Origin of the sequence: Billgrantia tianxiuensis (genome assembly GCF_009834345.1) — a bacterium.
Classification (GTDB): Bacteria; Pseudomonadota; Gammaproteobacteria; order Pseudomonadales; family Halomonadaceae; genus Halomonas; species Halomonas tianxiuensis.
Map to the genome: position 1 here is coordinate 1,406,172 of NZ_CP035042.1, position 24,782 is coordinate 1,430,953.

Consider the following 24,782-nt stretch of genomic DNA (forward strand, 5'->3'; position numbering starts at 1 on the left):
TGATGTCGATCAAATCGTTTCGGTGATCGCCGGGCGCCGAGAAGGTGCGCAGCGCTTGTGCGGTGCACCATAAAGCGCCCACTCAGTTGGTTGTGCGATCCGCATGCCGTTCCTCTGCGGGAAGCTCCTCTGTGGAAAGTTTCTCTATGGAAAGTTTCTCTATGGAAGGCTCCTCTGCGGAAGGCTTCAGAATGTCGGCCAGCCCCAGTACGGTCTGGGCGATCTCGGCCATGCTCTTGCTCTGGTCCATGGCCATCTTGCGCAGGAAAGCGTAGGCCTGCTCTTCGCTCATCTGCTGGTGGGCCATGATCAATCCCTTGGCGCGCTCGATCAGCTTGCGCTCACGCAGCGCTCGGCGGGTGCTCTCCAGTTCATCGCTCAGAGCCTGCAGGCGGCTCGCCTGGGCGCACATCAGTTCCACCAGTGAACGGTTCAGCGAGGAACCCACGACCCGGGCGGTCACTTCGCCCAGCTCATGGCTGCCGCTGCCGTCGAACAGTTCTACCAGCTGCTGGCAGACGGCCGGCGTGGCATTGTTCAACTCACGGCTCAGTTCGTCGTGACGTGTCAGGCTGCGGCGCGCGTCGAGGGTCTTGGTCAGACACAGATTCGACAGCTCGCCGATCAGGAAGGCTTCCACTCGCTGAATGGCGTCGATGCGGCGTGTGGTCAGCTCATACCAGGTCTCGCCCAGGGTGCTGGCGCTCTGTTGCAGGGGCGTATCGCCACAGGCCAGTTCGCGCAACTGCTGGATGCCGGCCAGGGTGCGGCCGGGCATTTCGAGCTGCCAGCACTCGCGTCCCGCCGCCGTGGTGAACTCGAGGCAGGTATCGAAGCAGCGCTGCTGGGCATCGATCAGATGCAGCAGCAGTTGCCGGTGAGCGTCGTCGAAGTTGCCCGAAGTGAAACCGGAGGCGCCGCAGGCGCGCTCCTGGCCGGCCAGCTCCTTGCCCTGCATGAGGTGAAAGATGGCCACCAGTGCCAGGGTGATCTCAGGATCGCCGGCGGTATCGGCGACTTCGAATACCACCGAGAGCAGGGCGCTGATCAGCTGATTGTAGGCCTGTGTCGCGCCGTCGGGGCTGGTCTCAAGGGCTCCGATGGCGTCGCGCAAACCCGCCTGACCGTCGAGGGCATGCCAGACATGGGCGATGCGCCTGAGCAGACGGGCCGTGGTGGCAGGGCGCCCGGCACTGTCGCCCAGGGCATCGAGGCGCACGCGCAGGGCCTGTTCGGTCGCCTGGCTCTCTGCGATGCGCTCGCGGCGCCGCTCGGCGAAGCGCTGTCCCTGCGACGCCAGGTAGACGTTCGAGGCACCACGTTCCTTCTGCAGGGCATGGACGAAGCGGCTCACGTCACCGACGATATCGCAGGCCGCAGTGAGGTGTTCGAGATCGTCGATCTCGCAGCGTTTGGCGGTCAGAAGCAGGCGCTCGGCAGGCGTCATGGTCAATCCTCTCATACACGAGGAACGCCGCCTGCGAGGGCGGCATCAGAACGGGACAGGGCCCGGCAGCCAGGCTGCCGGGCGGCATGCGTTCAGCGCAGAGAGAGTGCGCCGGCGCCGGTATCCTCTCCCACGGCATCGCGATAAGCCTGTGCCTCGACGGCCTCCACCTCGTCGCTGAAGCGCACCAGCAGCGCACAGGAGGCCAGCACCAGCACGACCAGGCCGAGGTAGAACAGCCCCTGCTGGTAGGTGATCGCTTCGCTGCGGAACAGGAAGGCGGCGGCCACCGCACCCACGTTGCCGCCGGCGCCGACGATACCGGCCACCGCACCCAGGGCCTTCTTGTTGATGAACGGCACCACGCCGTAGGTGGCTCCCTCGGCCATCTGCACGAACAGGCTGAACACCAGCATGATGCCGATGGCATACGAGAGCACGTGCATCTGCGAGAAGGCGACCAGGGCGATACCCTCGCAGATCAGCGCAATGAACAACCAGCGCACGCGGCCCTTGAGTCCACCGTTGCGGGCGAAGAGGTCGGAGAACACGCCGCCCAGGGTGCGGGCGAAGACGTTCATCAGCCCGAACAGGCCGGCAATCATGCCGGCGGTCGCCAGCGTCAGGTCGAAGTTGTCGAAGAAGTAGATGGCGGCAATGTTGTTGATGGTCAGCTCGACGCCGAAGCAGATCGCATAGACCACGAACAGCGCCCATACGCGGATGTCCTTGGCTGCGGCGAGGAAGCTCTTGGCCGCCCCGTTGTCGCCGCTGGCTTCGGGCAATTCGCCCTTGGCGCGCAGTTCGCTGAAGTTGCCGTTCGGCGCGTCCTGGGTGAATAGCCAGTAACCGATACCGGTGACGAACATCACCACGCCCGGCACCACCATGGCCAGCCGCCAGCCCAGCGTCTCGCTGACGCCGAGCATCAGCAGGCCGGAGAAGATCAGCGGCATCACGATCTGGGTGGTGCCGCCGCCCAGGTTGCCCCAGCCGGCACTGGTGGCGTTGGCCGTGCCCACCACGTTGGGGGCGAACATCATGGTGGTGTGGTACTGGGTGATGACAAAGGAGGCGCCGATGGCACCGATCGCCAGGCGCGCCAGCAGGAAGGTCTCGAAGCTGTTGGCGAAACCGATGCTCATCACCGGGATCGAGCCGAGCAGCAGCAGCCCGGTATAGGTCTTGCGCGGCCCGAGTCGGTCGCACAGTACGCCGATCAGCAGCCGCACGATTACGGTGATGGCCACCGAGGCGATGATGGTATTGCCGATCTGGGTCTGGGTCAGGGCCAGGTCCTCGCGGACCACCGCCATCAGCGGGCAATGCCGAACCAGCCGAAGAAACAGATGTGGAAGGCGAACCAGGAGAAGTGGAAGGCACGCATCTGCGGTGTGCGCAGGCTCAAGAGACGAATGCGGTTCGCCTTGTTGAGAATTTCCATGGAATGACCTCGTACGGATTGTCGATACAGGTGTTCGCCCTTCTCCGTTGAAGGTCAGGTCTGACGCACTCGTACTTCCTCAGGAAGCCTGGTCCACGCCTACCCAGCAGTTGATCCATATCAAGCAATCTGTTTGCCACGTCTTTTGCTTCTTCTTTTAAAACATTGTGTTGTGGCTAAATTGAGGGGGCGTGACCGTGTCGGGTGAGTTCGAGGGTATGGCAAGAATGGTGCAGTGCCGCAGAAAAATGCCCCCTGCTGGTGCTGCAGGGGGCATGGAACGAGGTCCAGGAACCGGGAGCGAACCGAAGTGAACTCAGTTCATGGCCCACTGGGCTGGCTCGCGATCGCAGCTGAGAAAGGCGGAGGTCTCCAGCCACTCGGGATCGGGGTAATAGACGAACAGGTAGTGATCTTCCTTGATGCTGTCGATCAGTGGATAGGTCACTTCCTGGCGTACCGCGGGGCAGCCGTGGCTGCGGCCCAGCCGGCCGGTCTGGCGGATGAAGGCTTCGCTGACGTAGTCGGCGCCATGGATGACGATGGCACGCTGGTAGGCCAGGTCGTTGACACCCGCTTCCAGCCCTTCCAGGCGCAGCGAGTATCCGTTGCGCCCGTAATAGCTGTTCATGGTGCGGAACAATCCCAGGCTCGACTGGTAGCTCTCGGGGGTGTTGGAGAAGATCGTGGCCTCGGCATCGCCCGAGCCACGGCCGTGGGAAACCAGTTCCTCGAACAGCAGCCGCTCCTGTGCCAGGTCAAAGACCCACAGGCGTGGCTCGGTGGAGGGGAGTGAATAGTCGATGACGGCCAGCCGCTCGGCTCCGGGCTCGGCACAGGCCAGCGCGTTGGCGGCCAACTGCAGGACCTGCGGGTCGGCACCGGGGCGAGGCGCGTCAGGGTCTGGCTCAGCGGGTGGGTAGCTGCGGGAAAGAGCTTGGCCTGGGCCAGGAAATCGCCGGCCTGAGCGGTGGCGGGAAGGGTGGTGGGCAGGGTAGCCAGCAGTGAAGCGGCCAGGCTCGGTAGCGAAAGTCGCAGGAACGGTAGAAAGCGCATGACATGCCTATGACGTAAGTACCGCAGGCGGCGGGCGCCGCGCGCGGCAGGTAAGCGTAAACGAGATGAACGGACCCGGCTGGCTTGCAGCCATGTGCCAGGCACTATTATGAAGAGAGAGGCCAGGAAGGCCAGACCGGCTATCAACGGAGCAGGAGCGAAAGATGCGCTGTATTGCACGGATGGGAATGCTGATAATGCTGCTCGGCCTGGCGCCCATGGCCTGGTCGGAGCAGCAGGGCGAGGCAAGGCCCGAGGGGGAGTCTGGTGTGGCACAGGCATTGGCGCGTCAGGTGGCCTCGGAGGCGCCACGCCTGCAGGACTTCTATGCCCAGCGCGACTACCGTCCGGCATGGCAGGAGGCCGACACCGTGGCGGCATTCACCTCGGCATTGCATGGCCTCGAAAGCGATGGCCTCCATCCACAGGACTATCGCCCGGATGAGCTGAGATCCCGGTACCGTGCGATCCAGGAGGATGGCGCCAATGCGGCGGCGCAGGCGCAATACGATCTATTCGCCACTCGGATGCTGCTCACGGCGCTGACCCACCTGCAGCGGGGCAAGGTGGATCCCGAGGCGCTCGAAACCGATTGGGAGGTGCCTGTAGCGGAACCCGACTTCTCGCTCGGCACGGTGTCCCGCGCAGTGGATCGACAGCGATTCGAAGCGCTGTTCGATGAGGTGAGGCCGGACTTCGTTCCTTACGAGCGGCTGCGTTCGGGGCTGGCACGCTATCGCCATATCGAGCGGCTCGGCGGCTGGCCGCGCTTGCCGGCGCGTGAGCAGTCGCTGCGTCCGGGCGATGTCGACGACGATGTTGCACTGCTGCGCGAGCGCTTGTCCGTGATGGGTGAGCTCGAGCTGATGGCCGTCAATACCAATGCCTTTCCTGACGCCGAAATCGAGGCACCCGATGCGCGTCGCTACGATGCCGGACTCGAGGCTGCGGTAAAGCGCTTTCAGCGCCGGCACTTGCTGGAGCCGGATGGTATTGTCGGGCGTCAGACCCGGGAGGCACTCAACGTCCCGGTTGAGCGGCGCATCGATCAGATCCGCCTCAACATGGAGCGCGCCCGCTGGCTGTTGCACGGGCTGCCGGATGCCTTCGTGCTGGTCGACATCGCCGGCTACCGGCTCAGCTATTTCCGGCCCGATGGCGAAGTCTGGCGCTCACGTATCGTGGTAGGTCGACCCTATCGGCGTACACCCTCGTTGCGCTCCGAAATCACCCACATGACCGTCAATCCCACCTGGACGATTCCGCCCACCATTCTGCGCCAGGACGTGCTACCCGCGGTGCGCCGCGACCTTGGCTACCTGTGGCGGGAGCGAATTCAGGTACTGAGCCCTTCCGGACAGCCCCTCGACCCCTGGCGGGTCGATTGGGACAATCCCGGCAACATCGTACTGCGGCAGGCTCCCGGACCGCAGAATGCCTTGGGACAGCTCGCCATCCGTTTTCCCAACGACCACATGGTCTATCTCCACGACACTCCGGCCCAGGGACTTTTCTCCCGTGAACAGCGGGCTTTCAGCTCCGGTTGCATCCGTGTCGAGAACATTCGTGAATTGGCTCGCTTGCTGTTCGAGGACACCAACAGCGAGCATGACATCGAGGCGCGCATCGCTAGCGGTGAAACGCGCAACGTCTCGCTCGCCAACAGGATGCCGGTCATCATCCACTACTGGACGGTAAACCCGGATGATGACGGCGAGTTCTCGTTCCGCCCCGACATTTACGAGCGTGACGATGCCCTGCTGAGGGAATTGGATCGCCCGCTGGTGCTGTGAGCCAACGGGCGGGGAAGGCCCCGGCCACTTCCTGTGACCGGGGCCGTGGCTAAGCCAGGCGCGCCCCGCAGCGCGGACAGACTTCGCCGAGACTTTCGCTCACACCGGGGGCGGTGCTGGAAGGCGCCACGGTTTCATTCTTGGGGGCGAAGCGTTCCGGGTTGATCGGCACCAGCTTGCCGCGTTCCCAGCGCAGGCCGATGTCCTTGAGCATGCGTGGATCGCAGTCGCGCAGCAGGGTATCGCGCTGGCGATTGGCGTAGAAGTTACGTACGGCGCTAAGCAGGCGACGGGTAGTGTGTAGTGCTGCCATGATCTCGGTCTCCTTGAGTGGAGGCCGGGAACTTGTGCGCGACGGGTGGGAAAAGTGCTATCCAGGCTTGGCCGCGACAAGTGCCGCGGCCAGCGTCCTTCAAGTGTCGTCGTTTCGACGGCCGGCCCACGGCAGCAGCAAACAGGTACGCATCGCGTTAATGCATACGCGATGTTGCCAATTTGCCTTGTTGCCTGGAAGTAGCCGCATGAGGAACGCGTCTCGATTGAGGGATTGGTTGGGATTGTGCCGCATCGACGATACGACTCTTTTCTTATAGACAATCGCTCAACAAGCGTCAACGGATGAATGGCGCCTGCGCGAAAAAACTGCTCACGAGGTCGTTTTCAGGACCTAGCGATAGCCCTCGGCCTGCAGCCGAAACAATCTCGCATAGCGGCCGTTCTGGGCCATCAGGCTGTCGTGGTCGCCGCGCTCGATGACCTCGCCGCCGTCGATCACGAGGATCTGGTCGGCGGCGCGCACCGTGGAGAAGCGGTGCGAGATGAGGATGGTCATCTTGTCGCGGCGGTGCTCGCGGAAGTCGGCATAAACGGCCGCTTCGGCGGCGGCGTCCATGGCCGCGGTGGGTTCGTCCAGCACCAGGATGTCGGCGCTCTCGCGCATGTAGGCCCGGGCCAGGGCGATCTTCTGCCACTGGCCGCCGGAGAGCTCCTGGCCGCCCTTGAACCAGCGACCCAACTGGGTGTGGTAGCCGCCGGGCATGGCGCGGATGAACTCGTCGGCCAGGCCGCGCTCGGCCGCTTCGTGCCAGCGTGCCTCGTCGCCGAAGGCCTCGACGTCGCCGGCACCGAGGTTTTCCCCTACCTTGAGCTGGTAGCGCACGAAGTCCTGGAAGATCACGCCGATGCGCCGGCGCAGGGTGGCCAGGTCCCATTCGCGCAGGTCGCTGCCGTCGAGCAGGATGCGGCCATTGCTGGGTTCGTAGAGACGGGTGAGCAGTTTGATCAGCGTGGTCTTGCCGGAGCCATTGGCGCCTACCAGTGCCAGGCTCTGCCCTGGCGCCACATGCAGGGAAATGTCGCAAAGGGCAGGCTGCTCGGCGCCGGGGTAGGTGAAGCCGACGTTCTCGAAGCGAATGCCGTCTCCCGGCCTGGCACCTATGGTCAAGGTGCCGCTCTGCGGTGCTACCGGCTGCTCCAGATACTCGTAGAGGTTCGACAGGTAGAGGTTGTCCTCGTACATGCCGCTGATCGAGGTGAGGCTGGCCGACAGCGCTGACTGGCCCTGCTTGAACACCATCAGGTACATGGTCATCTCGCCCAGGGTCAGGCTGCCCGATACGGTTTCCACTACCACCCAGGCGTAGGCGCCATAAAACGCCAGCGTGCCCAGCAGACCGAGCAGGAAGCCCCAAGTCTCCCGGCGGATGGTCAGGCGACGATCCTCGCCGTAGAGGGTGTCGAAGATTCTGCGGTAGCGCTCGAGCAGCAGCGGCTCCAGGCCGAACAGCTTGACCTCCTTGATGCTGTCTTCCCGGGCCAGCACGGTTTCCAGGTACATCTGCATGCGGGTCTGGGGTGAGCGCCAGCGGAACAGGCGGAAGGCATCGCCGGAGAACTTGGCCTCGGAGACGAACACCGGCAGGGCGCCGATCACCAGGATCAGGATCGCCCAGGGTGAGAACTGCACCAACAGCACGCCGAAGCTGACCAGCGAGATGGCGTTCTGCAGCAGCGAGAAGGTCTTGTTGACCAGGCCCAATGGGCGTATCGACGCCTCGCGCCGGGCGCGGGTGAGCTTGTCGTAGAATTCGGAGTCCTCGAACTGGGCAAGCGTGAGGGTGCCGGCCTTCTCGAGGATCATGACGTTGACCTTCTGCCCCAACAGCGCGCGCAGCAGCGACTGCTGGGCCGAGAGGCCCCTCTGGGCCAGGGCGATGGCGGCAATCACGCCGGCTTCCGCCAGTACGTAGCGCAGCACCTGCCAGGCGGATTCAAGCGTTAGCGCGGCCCCGGTGTCGCGGTGATGGGCCATGGCCGCGACCACCGCGTCGACGATCAACTGGCCGATCCAGGCGGCCACCGCCGGCAGCACGCCGGCGACCAAGGTGCACAGCGCAAGCCCCAAGGTGAGGGCGCGCGAGGTTTGCCACACCAGCAGGAGTGCCCGGCGGCTGTAGCGAAAGACACCGAAGAAGGCGGCCAGGCGATTGCCGTTAGCTGGCGGAGGGGCTGGGGTGAAACGACGCATGGGCTGAGTGGGTAGGCTCCGTTCAAGAAACGACGCCCTGCTCGAGAGCAGGGCGTCGTATGCGTGCAGCGGTAAGGTCCGAGCTGGCTCAGTCGTCGTCGCTTTCGGCGTCGGCTGAGGTCTGGGCCACCACCGGGCCGGTCTGGCCGGAGCGCAGTGCGGCAAGCAGCGGCTCCGCTTCGCGCTGGAAGGCGACCAGCCGCTCGCCCTCGAGGCTCTGGCTCTCCGGCAACTCTACCTTCATGGCATCGACGGCGTTGTTGTTGACGATCACCTCGTAGTGGAGGTGAGGGCCGGTGCTGCGGCCGGTGTTGCCCGACAGCGCGATACGCTCGCCCATCGAGACGCGATCGCCGCGATTGACCATTGCACGTGAAAGGTGCAGGTAGCGTGTGCGGTAGCCGTTGTCATGGCGTACCACGATATAGCGCCCCGCCACCGGGTGGTTGCCGACTTTCTCGACGCGACCGTCGGCCGGGGCGACGACCGGCGTACCAATGGGCATGGCCCAGTCGGTGCCGCGGTGCGGGCTGACGCGGCCGGTCACCGGATGCGTACGGCGCGGATTGAAGCCGGAGCTCATGCGATAGCTGCCCTCGAACGGATAGCGGCTGAAGGCGGGATCGAGGCTCTGGCCGTCCGGCGTGTAGAAGTTGTTGTCGGCACTGTTGCGTACCAGGGTGAGGTCCATGCGGGCGCCCTGGTACTGGATGGCCAACACGCGGGAGTCGAAGCTCGCCCCGTCGATGATGTCGGACTCGATCAGCACCTGAAACTCATCGCCGCGACGGGTGTCGCGGCGGAAATCGAGCTTTTTCTCCAGCAGGCGCGAGACCTGGGCAACCTCGGTGCTGGAGAGGCCGGTCGCCTGGGCGGAGCGAGCGAAGCTGCCGCTTACGCTACCGGCGAACAGCCGCTGGGTGGCTTCGCCGGCACGCTCGATGGTGGCGACGTCGAAACTGTCCTCGTCGCGCTCGAGCATGAAGCCCTCGCGGGCATTCTTCATGATGCGCAGGGCCAGCAGACGTTCCTGCTCGTCGAGCTGATACTCGAAGGTATTGCCGACCCGCCAATGGGTCAGTAGACGCTTGTCGGGCATGCTGTCGAGCAGGCGCATGGCCTCGCTGTAGCCCAGGCCGAGTTCGTTCTGGGCCAGCACGGCGAAGGTATCGCCCTGCTGCACGGTATAGGTGCGCCATTCCGGTACGTAGGGCTCGGCGGCGGCAATCTCGTGATCGAAGTGGATCGGGCCGTCTTCGAACAGCGCCAGCTCTTCGTCCGGGAAATCCTCGTAGGACGTCGCGTCGGCGGCCAGCGCTTCGTCGTCGGTATAAGTCTCTTCGAGCATGCCGCTGGCCAGGGTGCCGATCACCAGAGCCATGTGCAGTGCCCCGGAATCCAGTTCCGTTGCCAGTTCGATGCCGCTGTCGTCCATCCCGGTAGCGGCATCGAGCTCGGCAGCGGTAGCGGCCGGAGGCTCGGTCGTTCGCTCGGCCTGGGCCACGCTCACGCCGGAGAGGTCGACGATTTCGCTGGGCTTGAGCTGAGAGAGAGGGATGTAGTCGCGGGTGGAGTCGATGGCCTGGGTGGCGATCTCGATGGCATCGGCGACGGAGTAGCGTTCGCTGTTGAGAGCGGGGAGGCCGGGTTGGGCCTCGGGCGACAGGGGGAAGAGTACGGTTTGGGGAACTTGCCCCTGACGCTGGGTATTCTCGACGAGGGTAACGATCTTTTGCGCGCCCAGCACGGTCACCATCGTGGCGACGGGTAGCAGTAGCAACTTATGCGTGCGAGGCAGCGAATGAAGGATTCGCAACATTTGTATCGGCCATAAAAAAAGATGACAAGAACATAAAAAGGCACGGGAACCTTAACCCATGATATATGGCCTGCCTAGACTGTACGTGCATACAGCAAGACGGGCCCAGAACTTCTCTACCTAGGTTCTGGGCCGTCGCTATATTGTCGAACACTGTTCAACAATGATGCATTGAACGTGAAAAAAGGGAATTAGACAACCCCTTTTTGGTAACGATCTGTGGTGGGAGCGATCAGCCGGTAAGTGATCAACCAGTAAAGGTGCCGTTGCGATAATCGCGCAGCGCTTGTTCGATCTCGCCCATGTGATTCATCACGAAGGGGCCGTAGTGGGCTATCGGCTCGCGATGGGGCGTGCCCGCGAGCAGCAGACACTGAGCACCTTTGCGGCTGGCGAGGCGCAGCGTGTCTCCCGAACCCAGCCGGGCCAGTTGACCGGCCGTGATGTCGGCATCGTCGACCTGCAACGTACCCTCGAAGACATAGACAGCCAGCGTCTCGCTACCGGCCGCGAGGGTCAGCTCGCCGCCGGCCTCGATTTGCGCATGGGCCACGGCGCCATCTCCCGCCAGGCTCTCCAGCGGGCCCGAAATGCTGTCGCCCGCCACGGACGACCAAATTCCACCGAGGGCGATCAATTCCGCTTTCTCCGCCTTCAGACGCGGCATTTCGCCGCTGCGCACGTCGCGATAGCGTGGCTCGCTCATCTTTTCCCGTGCCGGCAGGTTGAGCCATAGCTGAAAGCCGTGCAGGCCCTGGCTGTCGGTCAGCGGCATTTCGGAATGCACGATGCCACGGCCGGTATGCATCCACTGGGCGTCGCCGGCCTGAATGGTGCTGCTGTGACCCAAGTGGTCCTCATGGGTGATGCCGCCATGGATGATGTAGGTCAGCGTCTGGATGCCACGGTGCGGATGCGGCGGAAAGCCACCGATATAGTCGTCGGGTCGGTCGGAGCCGAGCTCGTCGAGCATGAGAAAAGGGTCGATCTCGCCATCGAAGCGATGGATTCGCTGGATGTGCACGCCGTCGCCATCCTGGCTGGGTTGGCTTTGGATCAGGCGTTCGATGCGGCGGAAGCTGGGACTGGCGACCATGGTCTGCGGTCTCCGGTAGTTCTGAAATGGTGGATATATCTGGCATTTTAGTCCGCTTTTTTCGAAAATTAAGCGCAACGTTTTGCATCTTTCATTCGAGGAAGTCGAACATGTCTCGTGTCACCCTGGCTCAGTGGCAGATGCTCGCGGCGGTCGTCGACCATGGTGGCTTCGCCCGCGCCGCCGAGGCGATCCACAAGAGTCCTTCCACGCTCAATCACGCCGTGCACAAGCTGGAGGAACAGCTTGGCGTGCGGGTGCTGGCACCGGTAGGGCGCCAGGTGCGGCTGACCGAGGCCGGCGAGATGCTGCTGCGCCGGGCACGCCAACTGATCGAGAGCGCCGAGGCACTGGAGGACGTTGCCGGCCGCCTGGCCGAGGGGCTCGAGGCCGAAGTGGTGTTGTCGATCGATCAGATCTTTCCCACCGATGCCTTGGCGGTGGCGCTGAGCCGCTTCTCCGCCGCTTACCCCTACGTGCGTGTGCAGCTCCACGAGACGGTGCTCAACGGTGGCATCGAGATGCTCTATGACGGCCGCGCCGACCTGGCCATCTCGGGACTGGCGGCGCAGGGCTTTCTCGGCGAGCCGCTGGTAACGATCCGCTTCATTGCGGTGGCCCATCGCGACCATGAACTGCACGCGCTGGAGCGTGAACTCGACCTGCGCGACCTGCAGCGTCACCGCCAAATGGTGGTGCGCGACTCGGCGCTGCGTCAGTCGATGGATGCCGGCTGGCTCAAGGCGGAGCAACGCTGGACGGTCAGCCATCTCGAGACCTCCATCGACATGGTGCGGCGTTGCCTGGGGTTCGCCTGGCTGCCCGAGACGCGCATCCATGCCGACTTGGAAAGCGGCGTGCTGCGCCCGCTGCCGCTGGCGGCCGGTGGGATCCGCGAGGTGCCGATGCAGCTGATCTTCCGCGATCGCGACCGGGCGGGACCCGCGACCCATGCCATGGCCCGGGCGCTCAAGGAAGCCGTGGCGAGCGAATGCCCGAGCGAGGCGTGACCTTTCGTTTTTTTCGATGTGAGGGGCGGAAAAACTGCGCTTGAGCATCAAGCAAATCGGTTTAACCTGCTACGGAAACACTGCACAAATGCCTGCGCGAGCGAATCGCTGCGTTGCGCGGTGCTCGGAATCCTCACATATACCCCATATGCTCCGGTTCCTGTGCTCCGTGCGCCTTGCGCTTCATCTCGCTCGTCGATTTGTTCAGAGCTTCCTTAGTCAGATATTTCCGAACCCGGAGGACATGATGGGTCTGCTGATCGAAGGCAAGTGGCACGACCAGTGGTACGACACCAAGAAGCATGGTGGCGAGTTCGTGCGCGAGTCTGCCAAGCTGCGCGACTGGGTCACCCGCGACGGCAGCCCGGGCCCCCAGGGCCAGCGGGCCGTAGCGGCTGAGGCGGGGCGCTTCCATCTCTACGTGTCGCTGGCCTGTCCCTGGGCGCATCGCACTCTGATCATGCGCAAGCTCAAGGGGTTGGACGATCTGATCGGCGTCTCCCACGTAAGCCCGCTGATGCTCGACCAGGGCTGGACCTACCACGAAGGCGAGGGCTCGAGCGGCGATCCGGTCAACGGCGTCGAGTACCATCGTGAACTCTACACCCTGACCGACCCGCACTACACCGGCCGGGTGACGGTACCGGTACTGTGGGACAAGCAGGAAGGGCGTATCGTCAACAACGAGTCCGCCGAGTTGGTGCGCATCTTCAACGATGCCTTCGATGAGCTCGCCGGCAACCGGCTCGACTTCTACCCCGCGGATCTGCGCGAGACCATCGACGCGATCAACGAGGACGTCTACGAACACATCAACAACGGTGTCTACAAGTCGGGCTTCGCCACCGAGCAGGGCGTCTACGAGAAGCACGTGACGGCCTTGTTCGAGGCGCTCGACCGCATCGAGGCGCGCCTGGCCGAGCACCGCTACTTGGCCGGGGAGTGGCTCACCGAGGCCGACATCCGCCTGTTCACCACCCTGGTGCGCTTCGACGCCGTCTATTACGGCCACTTCAAGTGCAACTTCCGGCGCATCGAGGACTATCCCAACCTCTCCAACTACCTGCGTGAGCTGTACCAGTGGCCGGGTGTGGCCGGGACGGTGAGCCTGGACCACATCAAGCGCCACTACTATTACAGCCACGACACCATCAACCCGACGCGCATCGTGCCCAAGGGACCGCTGCTCGATTTCGAACGCCCGCACGACCGCGAGCGATTGCCGGGGCAGGGGATTCGCCAGAAGGGCTGAAGCGGGAAGACGCGGCTACGCCGCTCGAAGAAGGAAGATCGGCGCTTCGCGCCTGGAAGGAAAGAAGCACAGCTATCCTGTCTTACCTCTTACTTCTTCCCTCTTTCTTCTGATGCGCCAGCCACCTGTCCAACGCGTTGGCGAACTCGCGCCGGTCACCGTCGCTGTAGCCCTTGGGCCCGCCGGTGTGCTCGCCGCTGGAGCGCAACGTCTCCATGAAATCCCTCATCTGCACCCGCGCGCGAATGTTGTTCTTGTCGAGGATCTCGCCGCGGGTGGTCATCACCGCTGCGCCCTTGTCGATGGCCTCCAGCGCCAGCGGCAGGTCGGAGCTGATCAGCAGATCGCCTTTCTCGAGGCGTGCCACGATCTCGTTGTCGGCGGCGTCGAAGCCATGGCTCACCGACAGCGACTTGACCCATTTCGAGGGTGGCAGGGGGATCGTGTGGTTGGCGACGAACCAGGCCGGGGTGGTGGTGCGCTCGGCGGCGCGGACGATGATGTCTCGCGCGACCTTGGGGCAGGCGTCGGCATCGACCCAGAGCGTGGGCATTCGGCAAGGCTCCTCGAAGGTGATGGCAGGTTTGTGTGATCGTAGCGTTGAAAGTACTGGTCATGGAACCAGTGTCGATGTTAGCATGCGCGCTCCTCGCATGTGCTGACCCCGCCATCATGACGATTCGCTCCGTATGCCACGCGTACGAGAGGCAATCACCGAGACCGACAGCGATCTGCTGCAACGTCCGAGATGTGAAGATGGAGCGCTACAGGATGTCGCCAACCGGGCGACATCGGCGCAAAAAGGTCGCCACAGCGGTTCGTGTCCAAGGAGACGAGCCGGATGCCAGGTGCGACCGGCGTCCCACGTAAAACGTGATCGCTCTGTTCGGGCCAAATCGGTCGGATGACAGGGCCACCGACCATGCCGCATGGCTGTGTCGGGGATGCCTCAATGTGATTGCCGGCGAGTGCCGGCCTACCAAGGTGTGATTGATGACCTCGACTTCTGTCGCCTCGCCGAGCTTCGGCGATCTTGCTCTGCTGCCTGCCGTTCTTGCCGCTGTAGAAACACTGGGTTACGAAACTCCTTCACCGATTCAGGCACAGACCATTCCGGCGCTGCTGGAAGGGCGTGACATGCTGGGCCAGGCCCAGACCGGTACAGGCAAGACCGCGGCCTTTGCCCTGCCGTTGCTGTCGCGTCTCGAGATGACCCGGCGTGAGCCCCAGGTGCTGGTGCTGGCGCCGACCCGCGAGCTGGCCCAGCAGGTGGCCGTCTCCTTTACCAAGTACGGCCAGAATCTGCAGGGCCTGGAAGTGGCCACCCTGTGCGGTGGCCAGGAATATCGTGAACAGCTGGGTGCGCTCAAGCGTGGCGCCCAGGTGGTGGTGGGCACGCCGGGTCGGGTGATCGATCACCTCGACCGTGGAAGCCTCAAGCTCGACGGCCTCTCCGCCCTGGTGCTGGACGAAGCCGACGAGATGCTGCGCATGGGCTTTATCGATGACGTCAAGCGCGTGGTCGCCGATACCCGCAGGACGCCCAGCGCGTGTTCTTCTCCGCCACCCTGCCGGCCGAGATCGAGCGCATCGTCAACCGCTACCTGGTCGATCCGGTCAAGGTCGCCATCGAGTCGCGCACCACCACTGCCGAGAGCATCGAGCAGCGCCTGGTGCGGGTCGACGGCGGCGCCAAGCTGGAAGCGCTGGCGCGCATTCTCGAGGTCGAGCCGGTGGACGCCGCGATCGTCTTCGTGCGTACTCGTGCTGCCTGTACCACGTTGATGGAGCAGCTCTCCGCTCGCGGCGTGAACGTGGCCAGCCTCTCCGGCGACCTGGACCAGAGCCTGCGCGAGCGCACCATCCAGCGCCTCAAGCGCGGCAAGATCGACGTGCTGATCGCCACCGATGTGGCCGCTCGCGGCCTCGACGTGCCGCGTATCACTCACGTGATCAACTACGACCTGCCCCAGGACAGCGAGGCCTATACCCACCGTATCGGGCGTACCGGCCGTGCCGGTCGCGAAGGCGTGGCGATCACCTTCGCCGGCTTCCGCGAAGGCCGCAAGATCGGCTGGCTGGAGCAGGCCACTGGTCAGCGCATGACCGAGATGGCGCTGCCCGACGAGGCCGCCATCCGCGCTCACCGCGACGAGGTGTTCCACCAGCGCGTCATCGCCGCGCTGACCGCCGGCGCCGACGAGCAGCGTGCACTGGTCGAGCGCCTGGTAGGCGAGGGCTACGACCCGATCGAGCTGGCCTGTGCCTTTGCCGCCCTGGCGCGTGCCGATGAGGCGCCCATCGGTCGCCTGCAGGCGCCGCGCAAGGAGCGTGCCGACCGTGGCGACCGCGCCCCGCGCGACGGCAAGCCGCCGCGCCGCGACCGTGGCCCGAGCGAGGGCATGACCCGCTATCGTGTCGCCGTCGGTCACAAGGATGGCGTCAAGCCGGGCCAGCTGGTCGGCGCCCTGGCGAACGAGGGTGGCATCGAAGGTTCGCGGATCGGTCGCATCGACATCCGCAACGCCTTCTCGGTGGTGGAGCTGCCAAGCTCGCTGCCGCCCAGCATCCTGGCCAAGATGGCCCGCGCCCGCGTCGCCGGCCGTGCGCTGGAGATCAGCGAAGACAGCGGTGCTCCCGAGCGTGCCCCGCGCCGTCGTCGCGAAGACGGCGATGCGCCGGTGCGTCGCCGCACCAGCGCCTAAGCGCAGCGTTCGCCACTAGCGGCGAACGTGACGAACAAAACCCAGGCCGGGCATCCGGCCTGGGTTTTTTTATCTCTGCTTGCCAATTGCCATACTACCATACTAGTCTGGTCAGAGTCGGCGAGATCAACAAGAAACGGAGACGGTGCCCATGACAACCCCCCTCCAGGCCATGTGGCAGGAAACTGGTGACGAAGGTTCGGTACGCGAGCGGCTCTACCGGGTGCTGCGCCAGTCGATCATCCGAATGGTGCTGGCGCCTGGCCAGGCGCTCTCAGAGAAGGAGCTGGCCGACGCCTTCTCGGTGAGCAGGCAGCCGGTCCGCGAGGCCTTCATCCGGCTCTCGGAGGCGGGGCTGGTCGAGGTGCGCCCGCAGCGTGGCACCTACGTGGTGAGGATCTCGCAGCAGGCCGTGCTCGAGGCTCGCTTCGTGCGCGAGGCAATCGAAGTGGCGGTGGCCAAGGAGGCAGCTTCCCTTGGCATTGCCGCCCAGACCCTGGATGAGCTGTATGAACTGCTCGAGCGCCAGCGGCGCTGTATCGAGCCCAACGACTACGACCGTTTCTTCCAGCTCGATGAAGCCTTCCACCGGGCGCTGTCGCTGGGGGTGGGGCACACCGCGGCCTGGCGCGTGACCGAGGAAGTCAAGGCGCAGCTCGACCGGGTGCGCTACCTGAGCGTCCCCGACAGCACACCGATCGGCAAGCTGATCGACCAGCACTCGATGATCGTCGAGGCCATTGCCCGTCGCGATCCCGAGGCGGCTGCCAAGGCCATGAGCATCCACCAGCGCGAGATTCTGCACTCGCTGCCGGAACTCATGCGTCGCTTCCCAGAGATGTTCGACGGGGCTCCCCAAGGAGCCGTCACCGTAAATCCATAGCCAGCAAGTACTGAGCAAGACGCCAAACCACTCGACGCAACAACCACAACACACGTCAGGAGGCTCACATGAAAACCACCGTCATCGCCGCGGCTGTCGCTCTGACCGCCAGCGCCAACCTGGCCCATGCGGCCTATCAGTTGAATCTTTCCTCGGCGCTCAGCTCCCAGGACCCCATCGTCCAGGCCATGGAGGAAGCCAGCCAGACCATCGCGGAGCGCTCCGATGGCGAGCTTACCGTGCGTGTCTTCCCCAACAGCCAACTGGGCTCCGACGAGGACGTGGTCGAACAGATTCGCAGCGGCGCCAATGTCGCGGTGCTGATCGATGCCGGGCGGCTCTCGGAGTACCAGCCGGAGCTGGGCATTCTCAGCGCGCCCTACCTGGTCGAGGACCACGCCGACTATGAGCGCATCACCTCGTCCGAGCTCTACCGGGATTGGGTCGAGAGCCTGGCCGACAGCAGCGGCCTGCGCTTGCTCAACTACAACTGGTTCCAGGGCTCGCGCCACATGCTGACCCAGAAACTGGTCGAGACACCCGACGACCTGCGTGGGGTGCGAGTGCGTACCATCAATTCGCCGGTTTGGCTGCGCACCATCGAATCGATGGGCGCCACACCCACGCCACTGCCCTGGTCGGAGGTCTACTCCGCGCTGCAACTGGGGGCGATCGACGGCGCCGAGGCGCAGCTCACCGCCGCCGAGGGTCAGAACCTGCATGAGGTGATCACCCACATCGCCCTCACCGGCCATATCCATCTGATGACCGGTCTTGCCACGTCCGAGCAGTGGTACCAGTCGCTGCCGGAAGAGCTGCGCACCATCCTCGACGAGGAGCTACACAAGGCGGGGGAGGCCGCCAGCCGGGCCACCGTCGATGCCCAGGATGCCGTGCGCGAGCGTATGGAGGCGGAGGGCGTGACCTTCACCGAGGTGGATGTCGAGCTGTTCCGCGAACGCGTCGGCGGCGTCTACGAGGAGCTTGGCTACGACCAGTACCGTGACCAATTGACCGCGGGAGAGTGAGCCTGACGGCCCTTGTCGCTGCGGCGGCAAGGGCCGGTCGACTCGCACGTTGTTCCATGGAATCGGCCGGCCGTGTTCCGGCTCCGAGGATCTTCGACATGTGGTACTGGTACGACCGACTCGAAGCCTGGCTCGCCGTCGCGCTGCTGGGCGCGACGTCCCTGACCCTGCTGGTAAGCTCGACGGCGCGCGCCATCGGCCAGCCCTTCGCCGGGGGTGCCGAACTGGCCCAGTTGCTGTTCATCTGGACCGCCGTGCTGGGTGCCGACATCACCCTGCGCTGCGGCGGGCAGGTGCGCATCGACGCCCTGGCGGTACGCCTGCCGCTGCCCTTGCAGCGCCTGGTCACGGGGCTGTGCCTGGTGCTGATGCTGGGCTTTCTGGCCCTGCTCGTGCGTTATGGCTTTCCCCTGGCGCTCTCCAACTGGCAGCGTCCGATGGGTGTGGCCGGGTTGAGCTACGGCTATATCACCCTGGCGCTGCCGGTGGGGGCCAGCCTGATGATCGTCTCCCTGCTGCGTCGCGTGGCGGCCAAGGGGATCGTGCTGAGCCTGGTGCCGGATGACGAGATGGTGGAGGAGACGCTATGACGGCCGCACTCCTGCTGGGCCTGGGGCTGGTGCTGATGGCCATCGGCATGCCCGTGGCCTTCGCCATCGGTATCGCCGGCTTCACCTATTTCTTCCTGCCCGAGACCTTCCTGCCGACCAATATCGGAGCGCAGCGCATCGTCTCTGCTACCCAATCGTTCCCGCTGCTGGCGGTGCCGCTGTTCATCTTCATCGGCCACCTGATGAACGCCAGCGGCATCACCCCGCGCTTGATTCGGCTCTCCACGCTGCTGGCCGGCTGGATGAGCGGCGGGTTGGCCCAGGCCAGTATCGTGCTCAGCACACTGATGGGAGGCGTGTCGGGCTCGGCGGTGGCCGATGCCGCCATGCAGTCGCGGGTGCTGGGGAAGGGCATGATCCAGCAGGGCTATACCCCCGGCTTCTCCGGCGCGGTACTGGCCATCGGCGGGCTGATCACCGCCACCATTCCGCCGAGCATCGGCCTGATCCTCTACGGCTATCTCGGCGAGGTCTCCATCGGGCGGCTGTTCATCGCCGGCGTGGTGCCGGGCTTTCTGCTGATGGTAGCGCTGATGGTGACGACCTTCTTCGTGGCCAAGCGCCGCGGCTACGCGCCGGTACGCGAGGGGCTGCCGTCGGGTCGCGAGGTGCTCAGGGCCGCACGCAGCAGTATCTGGGCACTGTTGTTCCCGGTGTGGCTGCTGGTGGGCATCCGTTACGGCCTGTTCACCCCCACCGAGGCGGGGGCCTTTGCCGTGGCCTATGCGCTGCTGGTGGGCTGCGTGATCCATCGTGAGATGGGGCTGCGCGAGATCCTCACGGCGATGCATGCCAGCGTGCGCGACATCGGCATGATCATGCTGATCATCATGTTCTCGGGAATCATCGGCTACGTGGTCTCGTTCGAGCGGGTGCCGCAGACCATCGCCGAGCTGACCCTGGGTGTATTCTCCAGCCAGGCCACGCTGCTGCTGACACTCGCCATCCTGCTGGTGCTGCTCGGCATGCTGCTCGAGGCCACCGTGGTGGTGATGCTGCTCACACCGATCCTGGTGCCGGTAATCAAGGCGGCCGGCGTCGATCCGGTGCACTTCGGCCTGCTGATGATGACCCTGGTGACCTTCGGCGGCATGACCCGCCGGTGGGCATCTCGATGTACACCGTGTGCGGCATCCTGCGCTGCTCCTTCTTCGATTACAGCCGCGAGCTGCTGCCCTTCGCCCTGGCCGTATTCGTGGTGGTGCTGGGCATCATCTTCTTCCCCGATATCGTGCTGTTCCTGCCCAACCTGCTGATGGGCTGAGTGAACCGACAAAAATGGAGGGTTCAATGGCCTTCTCCGACAAGATCACCTTCATGGGGCCTGACTTCCTGCTCGAGAACGAGCCGGCGCGCCGGCTCTACCACGAGCATGCCGCGGCCATGCCGATCTGCGACTACCACTCGCACCTGAGCCCGCAGGAAATCGCCGGCAACGTCCAGTTCGACAACCTCACCGAGCTGTGGCTGAAGGGCGATCACTACAAGTGGCGGGCGATGCGCATCGCCGGCATCGACGAGCGCCGCATCACTGGCGATGCGAGCGACCGCGAGCGCTTCCAGGCCTGGGCCGAAACGGTGCCGCACTGCCTTGGCAACCCGCTCTACCACTGGACCCACCTGGAGCTGCGCCATCCGCTGGGCATCGAGAACACGCTGCTCTCGCCGGCCACCGCCGAAGAGATCTGGATCACCGCACGCGAGCGGCTGGCCACGCCGCAGCTGAGCGCACAGGGCATTCTCAAGCGCTTCACCGTGCGCACCGTGTGCACCACCGACGACCCGGTCGATTCGCTGGAGCTGCATCGCCGCCACGCCCAGAGCGGGGCGGCGCCCGCCATGCTGCCGACCTTCCGTGCCGATGCCGTGCTCAAGATCGGTGAACCCGGCTTCGTCGACTATCTCGGCGAACTGGAGCGTGCTAGCGGGGTGGCCATCCGCGGCTACGACGATCTGCTGGCGGCCCTGTACCAGCGTCTCGAGCACTTCGCCGTCCATGGCTGCTGCCTCTCCGACCACAGCCTGGAGAAGCCGGTGTTCGTCGCGCCGCCGAGCACGGCCGAACTCGACCGGCTGATCGAGCGTCGCCGCCAGGGCAGAGCGCTCGGCAGCGACGAGAGCGCTTCCTTCACCACCGCGGTGCTGCTGTGGCTGGGGCGCGAGTACGCCCGCCGCGGCTGGGTGATGCAGCTGCACCTGGGCGCGCTGCGCAGCCTGAGCCAGCGTGGCCTGGCCGAGATCGGTGCCAACAGCGGTTTCGATGCGATAGGCGACGTGACCTACGCCGACCCGCTGGCGGCGATTCTCGATGCGCTGGACCGCGAGCGGGCGCTGCCTCGCACCGTGGTCTACAACCTCAACCCCCGCGACAACGAGATGCTGGCGAGCCTGGTCGGCTCGTTCGCCAGCGACGGCATCCCCGGAAAGCTGCAGTTCGGCGCCGCCTGGTGGTTCAACGACCAGCGCGACGGCATCGAACGCCAGCTCGTCACGCAGATGAACTTCGGCCTGCTGCGCCACTTCGTCGGCATGCTCACCGATTCGCGCAGCCTGCTGTCGTTCTCCCGTCACGATTACTTCCGCCGCATCTTCTGCCAGATGCTCGGCGCGCAGATCCAGCGCGGCGAGCTGCCGGACGATCTCGACCGTATCGGCGAGCTGGTGCGGGCGGTGTGCTACGACAACGTGCAGCGCTATCTCTTCGAGCGATAGGAACTCTTTTCCATATCACAGCGACGGAACACTCATGAAAATTAGCGACGCCTATGTGATCGTCACCTCGCCGGGGCGCAACTTCGTCACCCTCAAGATCGTCACCGAGTCGGGCACCTACGGCATCGGCGACGCTACCCTCAACGGCCGCGAGATGGCGGTGGTGGCCTATCTCGAGGAGCATGTGATTCCTGCCCTGATCGGGCGGGATGCCAGCCGCATCGAGGATATCTGGCACTACCTCTATCGCGGGGCCTACTGGCGCCGGGGGCCGGTGACCATGGCGGCGGTGTCGGCGGTAGACCTGGCGCTGTGGGACATCAAGGCCAAGGCGGCGGGCATGCCGCTCTACCAACTGCTCGGCGGCAAGAGCCGCGAACGGGTGATGACCTACGCCCACTGCACCGGGCGCGACATCGAAGGCTGCCTGGCCGAGGTGGAGAAGCACGTAAGGCTCGGCTATCGCGCCGTGCGGGTGCAGGCCGGCGTGCCCGGCATTCCCACCATCTACGGCGTCGCCAAGCGCGAGGGCGAGCGCTACGAGCCGGCGGACGCCGAGCTGCCCGCCGAGCACGTGTGGAGCACCGAGAAGTACCTCAACCACGTACCCAAGCTGTTCGCCGCGGTGCGCGAGCGCTTCGGCGAAGAGCTGCACGTGCTGCACGACGTGCATCATCGGCTCACGCCCATCGAGGCGGCGCGCCTGGGCAAGGCGGTGGAGCCCTACCACCTGTTCTGGCTCGAGGACTGCGTGCCGGCCGAGAACCAGGAGAGCTTCCGCCTGATTCGCCAGCACACCACCACACCGCTGGCGGTGGGGGAGGTGTTCAACTCGATCCACGACTACCGCGAGCTGATCGAGAACCAGTGGATCGACTATATCCGTACACCGCTCTCCCACGGCGGCGGCATCACCCATATGCGGCGGATTGCCGACCTGGCCGGGCTCTACCACGTGCGCACCGGTTTCCATGGGCCGACCGACCTGTCGCCGGTGTGCCTGGGCGCGGCGATCCACTTCGACACCTGGGTGCCCAACTTCGGCATCCAGGAGCACATGCCCCACACGCCGGAGACCGACACCGTCTTCCCCCACGACTATCGCTTCGAGGATGGCCACTTCCTGGTCGGCGAAGCGCCGGGGCACGGCGTCGATATCGACGAGACCTTGGCCAAGCAATATCCCTACAAGCGCGCCAGCCTGCCGGTCAACCGGCTGGAAGACGGCACCCTGTGGCACTGGTGAGGAGAGCACACCGATGAAAGCCTTTCAGGTCAACGCACCGCTGGACTATGCCATCGCCGAAGTCGAGGCGCCCCGTGCCGCTTCCGGCGAGGTGCTGGTGAAGGTGGCCTTCGCCGGAATCTGCGGTTCCGACATGCACATCATCCACGGCGACAACGCCTTCGTGCGCTTTCCGCGCATTACCGGGCATGAGTTCGCTGGCACGGTCGAGGCGGTGGGCGAGGGCGTCGAGAACGTCGACATCGGCGCCCGGGTGTGCATCGACCCGGTGGTCAGCTGCGGGCGGTGCTACCCGTGCCGCATCGGCCGCCCCAACGTGTGCAGCGCGCTGCAGGTGATCGGCGTGCACCGCGACGGCGGCTTCGAGGAGTGGGTCAACGTGCCGGCGGCCAACGTCCACTTGCTGCCCGAGGGCCTGGGGCTGGAAGCCGGCGCGCTGGTGGAACCCTATTCCATTGCGGCCAACGTGCTGGAGCGGATGCAGCCGCTGCGCGGCGACCGCCTGTTGATCTATGGCGCCGGGGTAATCGGGCTGACCATCCTGCAGATGGCTCGCGCCCTGGGTATCGAGGACATTACCGTCATCGACCTGATCGAGGAGCGCCTGGCCACGGCCCGTGAACTTGGTGCCACGCGCACCTGGCACGGCAAGGAGGATGTCGAGGCCGCGGCGCGCGAGCTGACCGGCGGCGAGGGCATTCCACTGATCGCCGATGCCGCCTGCGTGCCGGCGCTGCTGCCGCAGATGCTGCGCATCGCCTCGCCAGCGGGACGCATCGGCCTGCTCGGCTTCAACCCTACCCCCAGCGACCTGGTGCAACTGGAGGTGATCAAGAAGGAGCTGACCCTGGTCGGCTCGCGGCTCAACAACCGCAAGTTTCCGGAGGTGCTCGAACGCATGGCCGCGGGGCGTCTCGATCCGCTGGCGCTGGTCAGCCATCGCCTGGCCTTCGACGACATGCCCGGTGCCATCGACATGCTCGATCACCATCCCGAAAGGGCTCGCAAGGTGCTGATCGGCATCGGTGCCGACACCGGCGCCTGAGCCAGCCGACGCGACAGCGGCATCGCCATGCCGCGATGCACATAACAGTAACAACAGACAGTACAAAGAAGGAGCTACGCCATGTTCAAACGACTCGTCACCGGCGCCGTCCTCGGGGCGGCCCTCATCGGCGGCCAATCCGCTCTGGCTGCCGACGTCACGCTGAAATTCGGTCACCTGGCCAATGAGCAGAATATCTGGCATCAGGCCGCCGTGCGCTTCAAGGAACTGGTCGAGGAGAATTCCGACGGCCGCATCGAGGTGCAGCTCTATCCCAACGAGCAGCTCGGCAACGAGATGGACGTGATCAACAGCATCCAGCTCGGTACCGCCGACATGACCATCACCGGGGAGAGCCTGCAGAACTGGGCGCCCAAGGCAGCAATGATGGCGGTGCCCTACGCCTTCCGCGACTCGGAGCACCTGCGTCAGGCGGTGGAAAGCGAGATCGGCGAGCAGATCGAAGCGCAGATCACCGAGCGTGCCAACCTGGTGCCGCTGGCCTGGTTCGAGCGCGGTCCACGCGAACTGACCTCCAACCGGCCGATTCGTCACCCCGACGACCTCGACGGCCTTCGCTTGCGCGTGCCCAACGTGCCGCTGTTCGTCGATACCTGGGAGGCGCTGGGCGCGAGGCCCACGCCGATGGCCTTCAGCGAGGTGTTCACCGCCCTGCAGCAGAACACCATCCAGGCTCAGGAGAACCCGCTCAGCCTGATCGAGAGCGCGAGCTTCAACGAGGTGCAGGACTACGTGAACCTGACCGGCCACGTGCGTAGCTGGATCTACGTGGTGATCGGCCGCAATCGGCTCGAGAGCATGCCCGAGGAGCTGCAGCAGATCGTGCGCGAGGCGGCCCAGGAAATGCAGGTCTACCAGGCCGAGCTGTTCGAGGAGGACCAGCAGCGCCTGGAGCAGGCCCTGCAGGAGCGCGGCATGGAGTTCGTCGAGGTCGATACCGAGGCCTTCGCCGAGAAGGCGCGGCCGGCGGTGGAAGCAGCCCTCGACGACGAGCAGCGTGCGTTGTTCGACGCCATCCAGAACCTGTGAACAGACCGGGCGGGCCCGTGCCCGCCCATTCCTCATGGGTCCGGCGGACCCTAGCGAG

18 protein-coding genes and 3 pseudogenes are annotated in these 24,782 nt (G+C 64.9%); 13 read left to right on the forward strand and 8 right to left on the reverse strand.

Going from position 1 to position 24,782, the window contains the following annotated elements:
- Window positions 1–82 precede the first annotated feature (82 nt).
- The 3 genes and pseudogenes from EKK97_RS06665 to EKK97_RS06675 all read right to left on the reverse strand — a co-directional run bounded on the left by EKK97_RS06665 (window position 83) and on the right by EKK97_RS06675 (window position 3,947).
- Window positions 83–1,447: a nitrate regulatory protein gene (locus tag EKK97_RS06665; RefSeq protein WP_159550524.1), complete on the reverse strand. Its 1,365-nt coding sequence runs from the start codon at window positions 1,445–1,447 to the stop codon at window positions 83–85.
- A gap of 92 nt (window positions 1,448–1,539) precedes the next feature.
- Window positions 1,540–2,891 (reverse strand): annotated as a pseudogene (locus EKK97_RS06670) (NarK family nitrate/nitrite MFS transporter).
- A 316-nt stretch (window positions 2,892–3,207) separates the two neighbouring features.
- Window positions 3,208–3,947: pseudogene (locus EKK97_RS06675) on the reverse strand (murein L,D-transpeptidase catalytic domain family protein).
- A 164-nt stretch (window positions 3,948–4,111) separates the two neighbouring features.
- On the opposite strand from EKK97_RS06675, the gene EKK97_RS06680 reads away from it, so the two are divergent.
- The gene (locus EKK97_RS06680) at window positions 4,112–5,740 is read left to right on the forward strand and encodes a L,D-transpeptidase family protein (protein WP_234286484.1); all 1,629 of its coding nucleotides are present in this window, start codon (window positions 4,112–4,114) and stop codon (window positions 5,738–5,740) included.
- A gap of 49 nt (window positions 5,741–5,789) precedes the next feature.
- Here EKK97_RS06680 and EKK97_RS06685 read toward each other — a convergent pair whose 3' ends face one another.
- The 4 genes from EKK97_RS06685 to EKK97_RS06700 form a co-directional block, all read right to left on the reverse strand.
- Window positions 5,790–6,053, reverse strand: coding sequence for a hypothetical protein (locus tag EKK97_RS06685; protein ID WP_159550526.1), 264 nt, complete (start codon window positions 6,051–6,053; stop codon window positions 5,790–5,792).
- Window positions 6,054–6,407: 354 nt separating this feature from the next.
- A complete protein-coding gene (locus EKK97_RS06690; protein WP_159550528.1) occupies window positions 6,408–8,267 on the reverse strand; it encodes an ABC transporter ATP-binding protein in 1,860 nt (619 codons plus the stop codon).
- An 88-nt stretch (window positions 8,268–8,355) separates the two neighbouring features.
- Window positions 8,356–10,086 carry a peptidoglycan DD-metalloendopeptidase family protein gene (locus EKK97_RS06695; protein WP_159550530.1) on the reverse strand — a complete coding sequence of 577 codons (1,731 nt, stop codon included), beginning with the start codon at window positions 10,084–10,086 and terminating at the stop codon, window positions 8,356–8,358.
- Between the two features lie 247 nt (window positions 10,087–10,333).
- Window positions 10,334–11,182 carry a pirin family protein gene (locus EKK97_RS06700; protein ID WP_159550532.1) on the reverse strand — a complete coding sequence of 283 codons (849 nt, stop codon included), beginning with the start codon at window positions 11,180–11,182 and terminating at the stop codon, window positions 10,334–10,336.
- 110 nt (window positions 11,183–11,292) lie between these two features.
- On the opposite strand from EKK97_RS06700, the gene EKK97_RS06705 reads away from it, so the two are divergent.
- Entirely contained in the window at window positions 11,293–12,192 is a 900-nt protein-coding gene (locus tag EKK97_RS06705) for a LysR family transcriptional regulator (protein ID WP_159550545.1), read from the forward strand.
- A 247-nt stretch (window positions 12,193–12,439) separates the two neighbouring features.
- The gene (locus EKK97_RS06710) at window positions 12,440–13,444 is read left to right on the forward strand and encodes a glutathione S-transferase family protein (protein ID WP_159550547.1); all 1,005 of its coding nucleotides are present in this window, start codon (window positions 12,440–12,442) and stop codon (window positions 13,442–13,444) included.
- A gap of 82 nt (window positions 13,445–13,526) precedes the next feature.
- On the opposite strand, the gene EKK97_RS06715 is transcribed toward EKK97_RS06710, so the two are convergent.
- The gene (locus EKK97_RS06715; RefSeq protein WP_159550549.1) at window positions 13,527–13,997 is read right to left on the reverse strand and encodes a YaiI/YqxD family protein; all 471 of its coding nucleotides are present in this window, start codon (window positions 13,995–13,997) and stop codon (window positions 13,527–13,529) included.
- 440 nt (window positions 13,998–14,437) lie between these two features.
- Here EKK97_RS06715 and EKK97_RS25695 point away from each other — a divergent pair, with 440 nt between their 5' ends.
- The 10 genes and pseudogenes from EKK97_RS25695 (at window position 14,438) to EKK97_RS06760 (ending at window position 24,724) form a co-directional block, all read left to right on the forward strand.
- On the forward strand, window positions 14,438–15,229 hold the full coding sequence (locus EKK97_RS25695; RefSeq protein ID WP_340162938.1) for a DEAD/DEAH box helicase: 792 nt from the start codon (window positions 14,438–14,440) through the stop codon (window positions 15,227–15,229).
- Window positions 15,199–16,149, forward strand: coding sequence for a helicase-related protein (locus EKK97_RS25700; RefSeq protein WP_340162969.1), 951 nt, complete (start codon window positions 15,199–15,201; stop codon window positions 16,147–16,149). The genes EKK97_RS25695 and EKK97_RS25700 overlap by 31 nt, the downstream gene beginning before the upstream one ends.
- 151 nt (window positions 16,150–16,300) lie before the next feature.
- Window positions 16,301–17,032: a GntR family transcriptional regulator gene (locus EKK97_RS06725; protein WP_159550551.1), complete on the forward strand. Its 732-nt coding sequence runs from the start codon at window positions 16,301–16,303 to the stop codon at window positions 17,030–17,032.
- Window positions 17,033–17,100: 68 nt separating this feature from the next.
- Complete coding sequence (locus EKK97_RS06730) at window positions 17,101–18,060, forward strand: C4-dicarboxylate TRAP transporter substrate-binding protein (RefSeq protein WP_159550553.1); 960 nt, start codon at window positions 17,101–17,103, stop codon at window positions 18,058–18,060.
- A 98-nt stretch (window positions 18,061–18,158) separates the two neighbouring features.
- On the forward strand, window positions 18,159–18,650 hold the full coding sequence (locus tag EKK97_RS06735) for a TRAP transporter small permease (RefSeq protein WP_159550555.1): 492 nt from the start codon (window positions 18,159–18,161) through the stop codon (window positions 18,648–18,650).
- 47 nt (window positions 18,651–18,697) lie between these two features.
- Window positions 18,698–19,935 (forward strand): annotated as a pseudogene (locus EKK97_RS06740) (TRAP transporter large permease).
- Between the two features lie 26 nt (window positions 19,936–19,961).
- Window positions 19,962–21,383, forward strand: coding sequence for a glucuronate isomerase (gene uxaC / locus EKK97_RS06745; RefSeq protein WP_159550557.1), 1,422 nt, complete (start codon window positions 19,962–19,964; stop codon window positions 21,381–21,383).
- Window positions 21,384–21,417: 34 nt separating this feature from the next.
- On the forward strand, window positions 21,418–22,629 hold the full coding sequence (manD, locus tag EKK97_RS06750) for a D-mannonate dehydratase ManD (RefSeq protein ID WP_159550559.1): 1,212 nt from the start codon (window positions 21,418–21,420) through the stop codon (window positions 22,627–22,629).
- Between the two features lie 13 nt (window positions 22,630–22,642).
- A complete protein-coding gene (locus EKK97_RS06755; RefSeq protein ID WP_159550561.1) occupies window positions 22,643–23,674 on the forward strand; it encodes a Zn-dependent oxidoreductase in 1,032 nt (343 codons plus the stop codon).
- Window positions 23,675–23,755: 81 nt separating this feature from the next.
- Window positions 23,756–24,724, forward strand: coding sequence for a TRAP transporter substrate-binding protein (locus tag EKK97_RS06760; protein WP_159550563.1), 969 nt, complete (start codon window positions 23,756–23,758; stop codon window positions 24,722–24,724).
- Window positions 24,725–24,782: the final 58 nt, after the last annotated feature.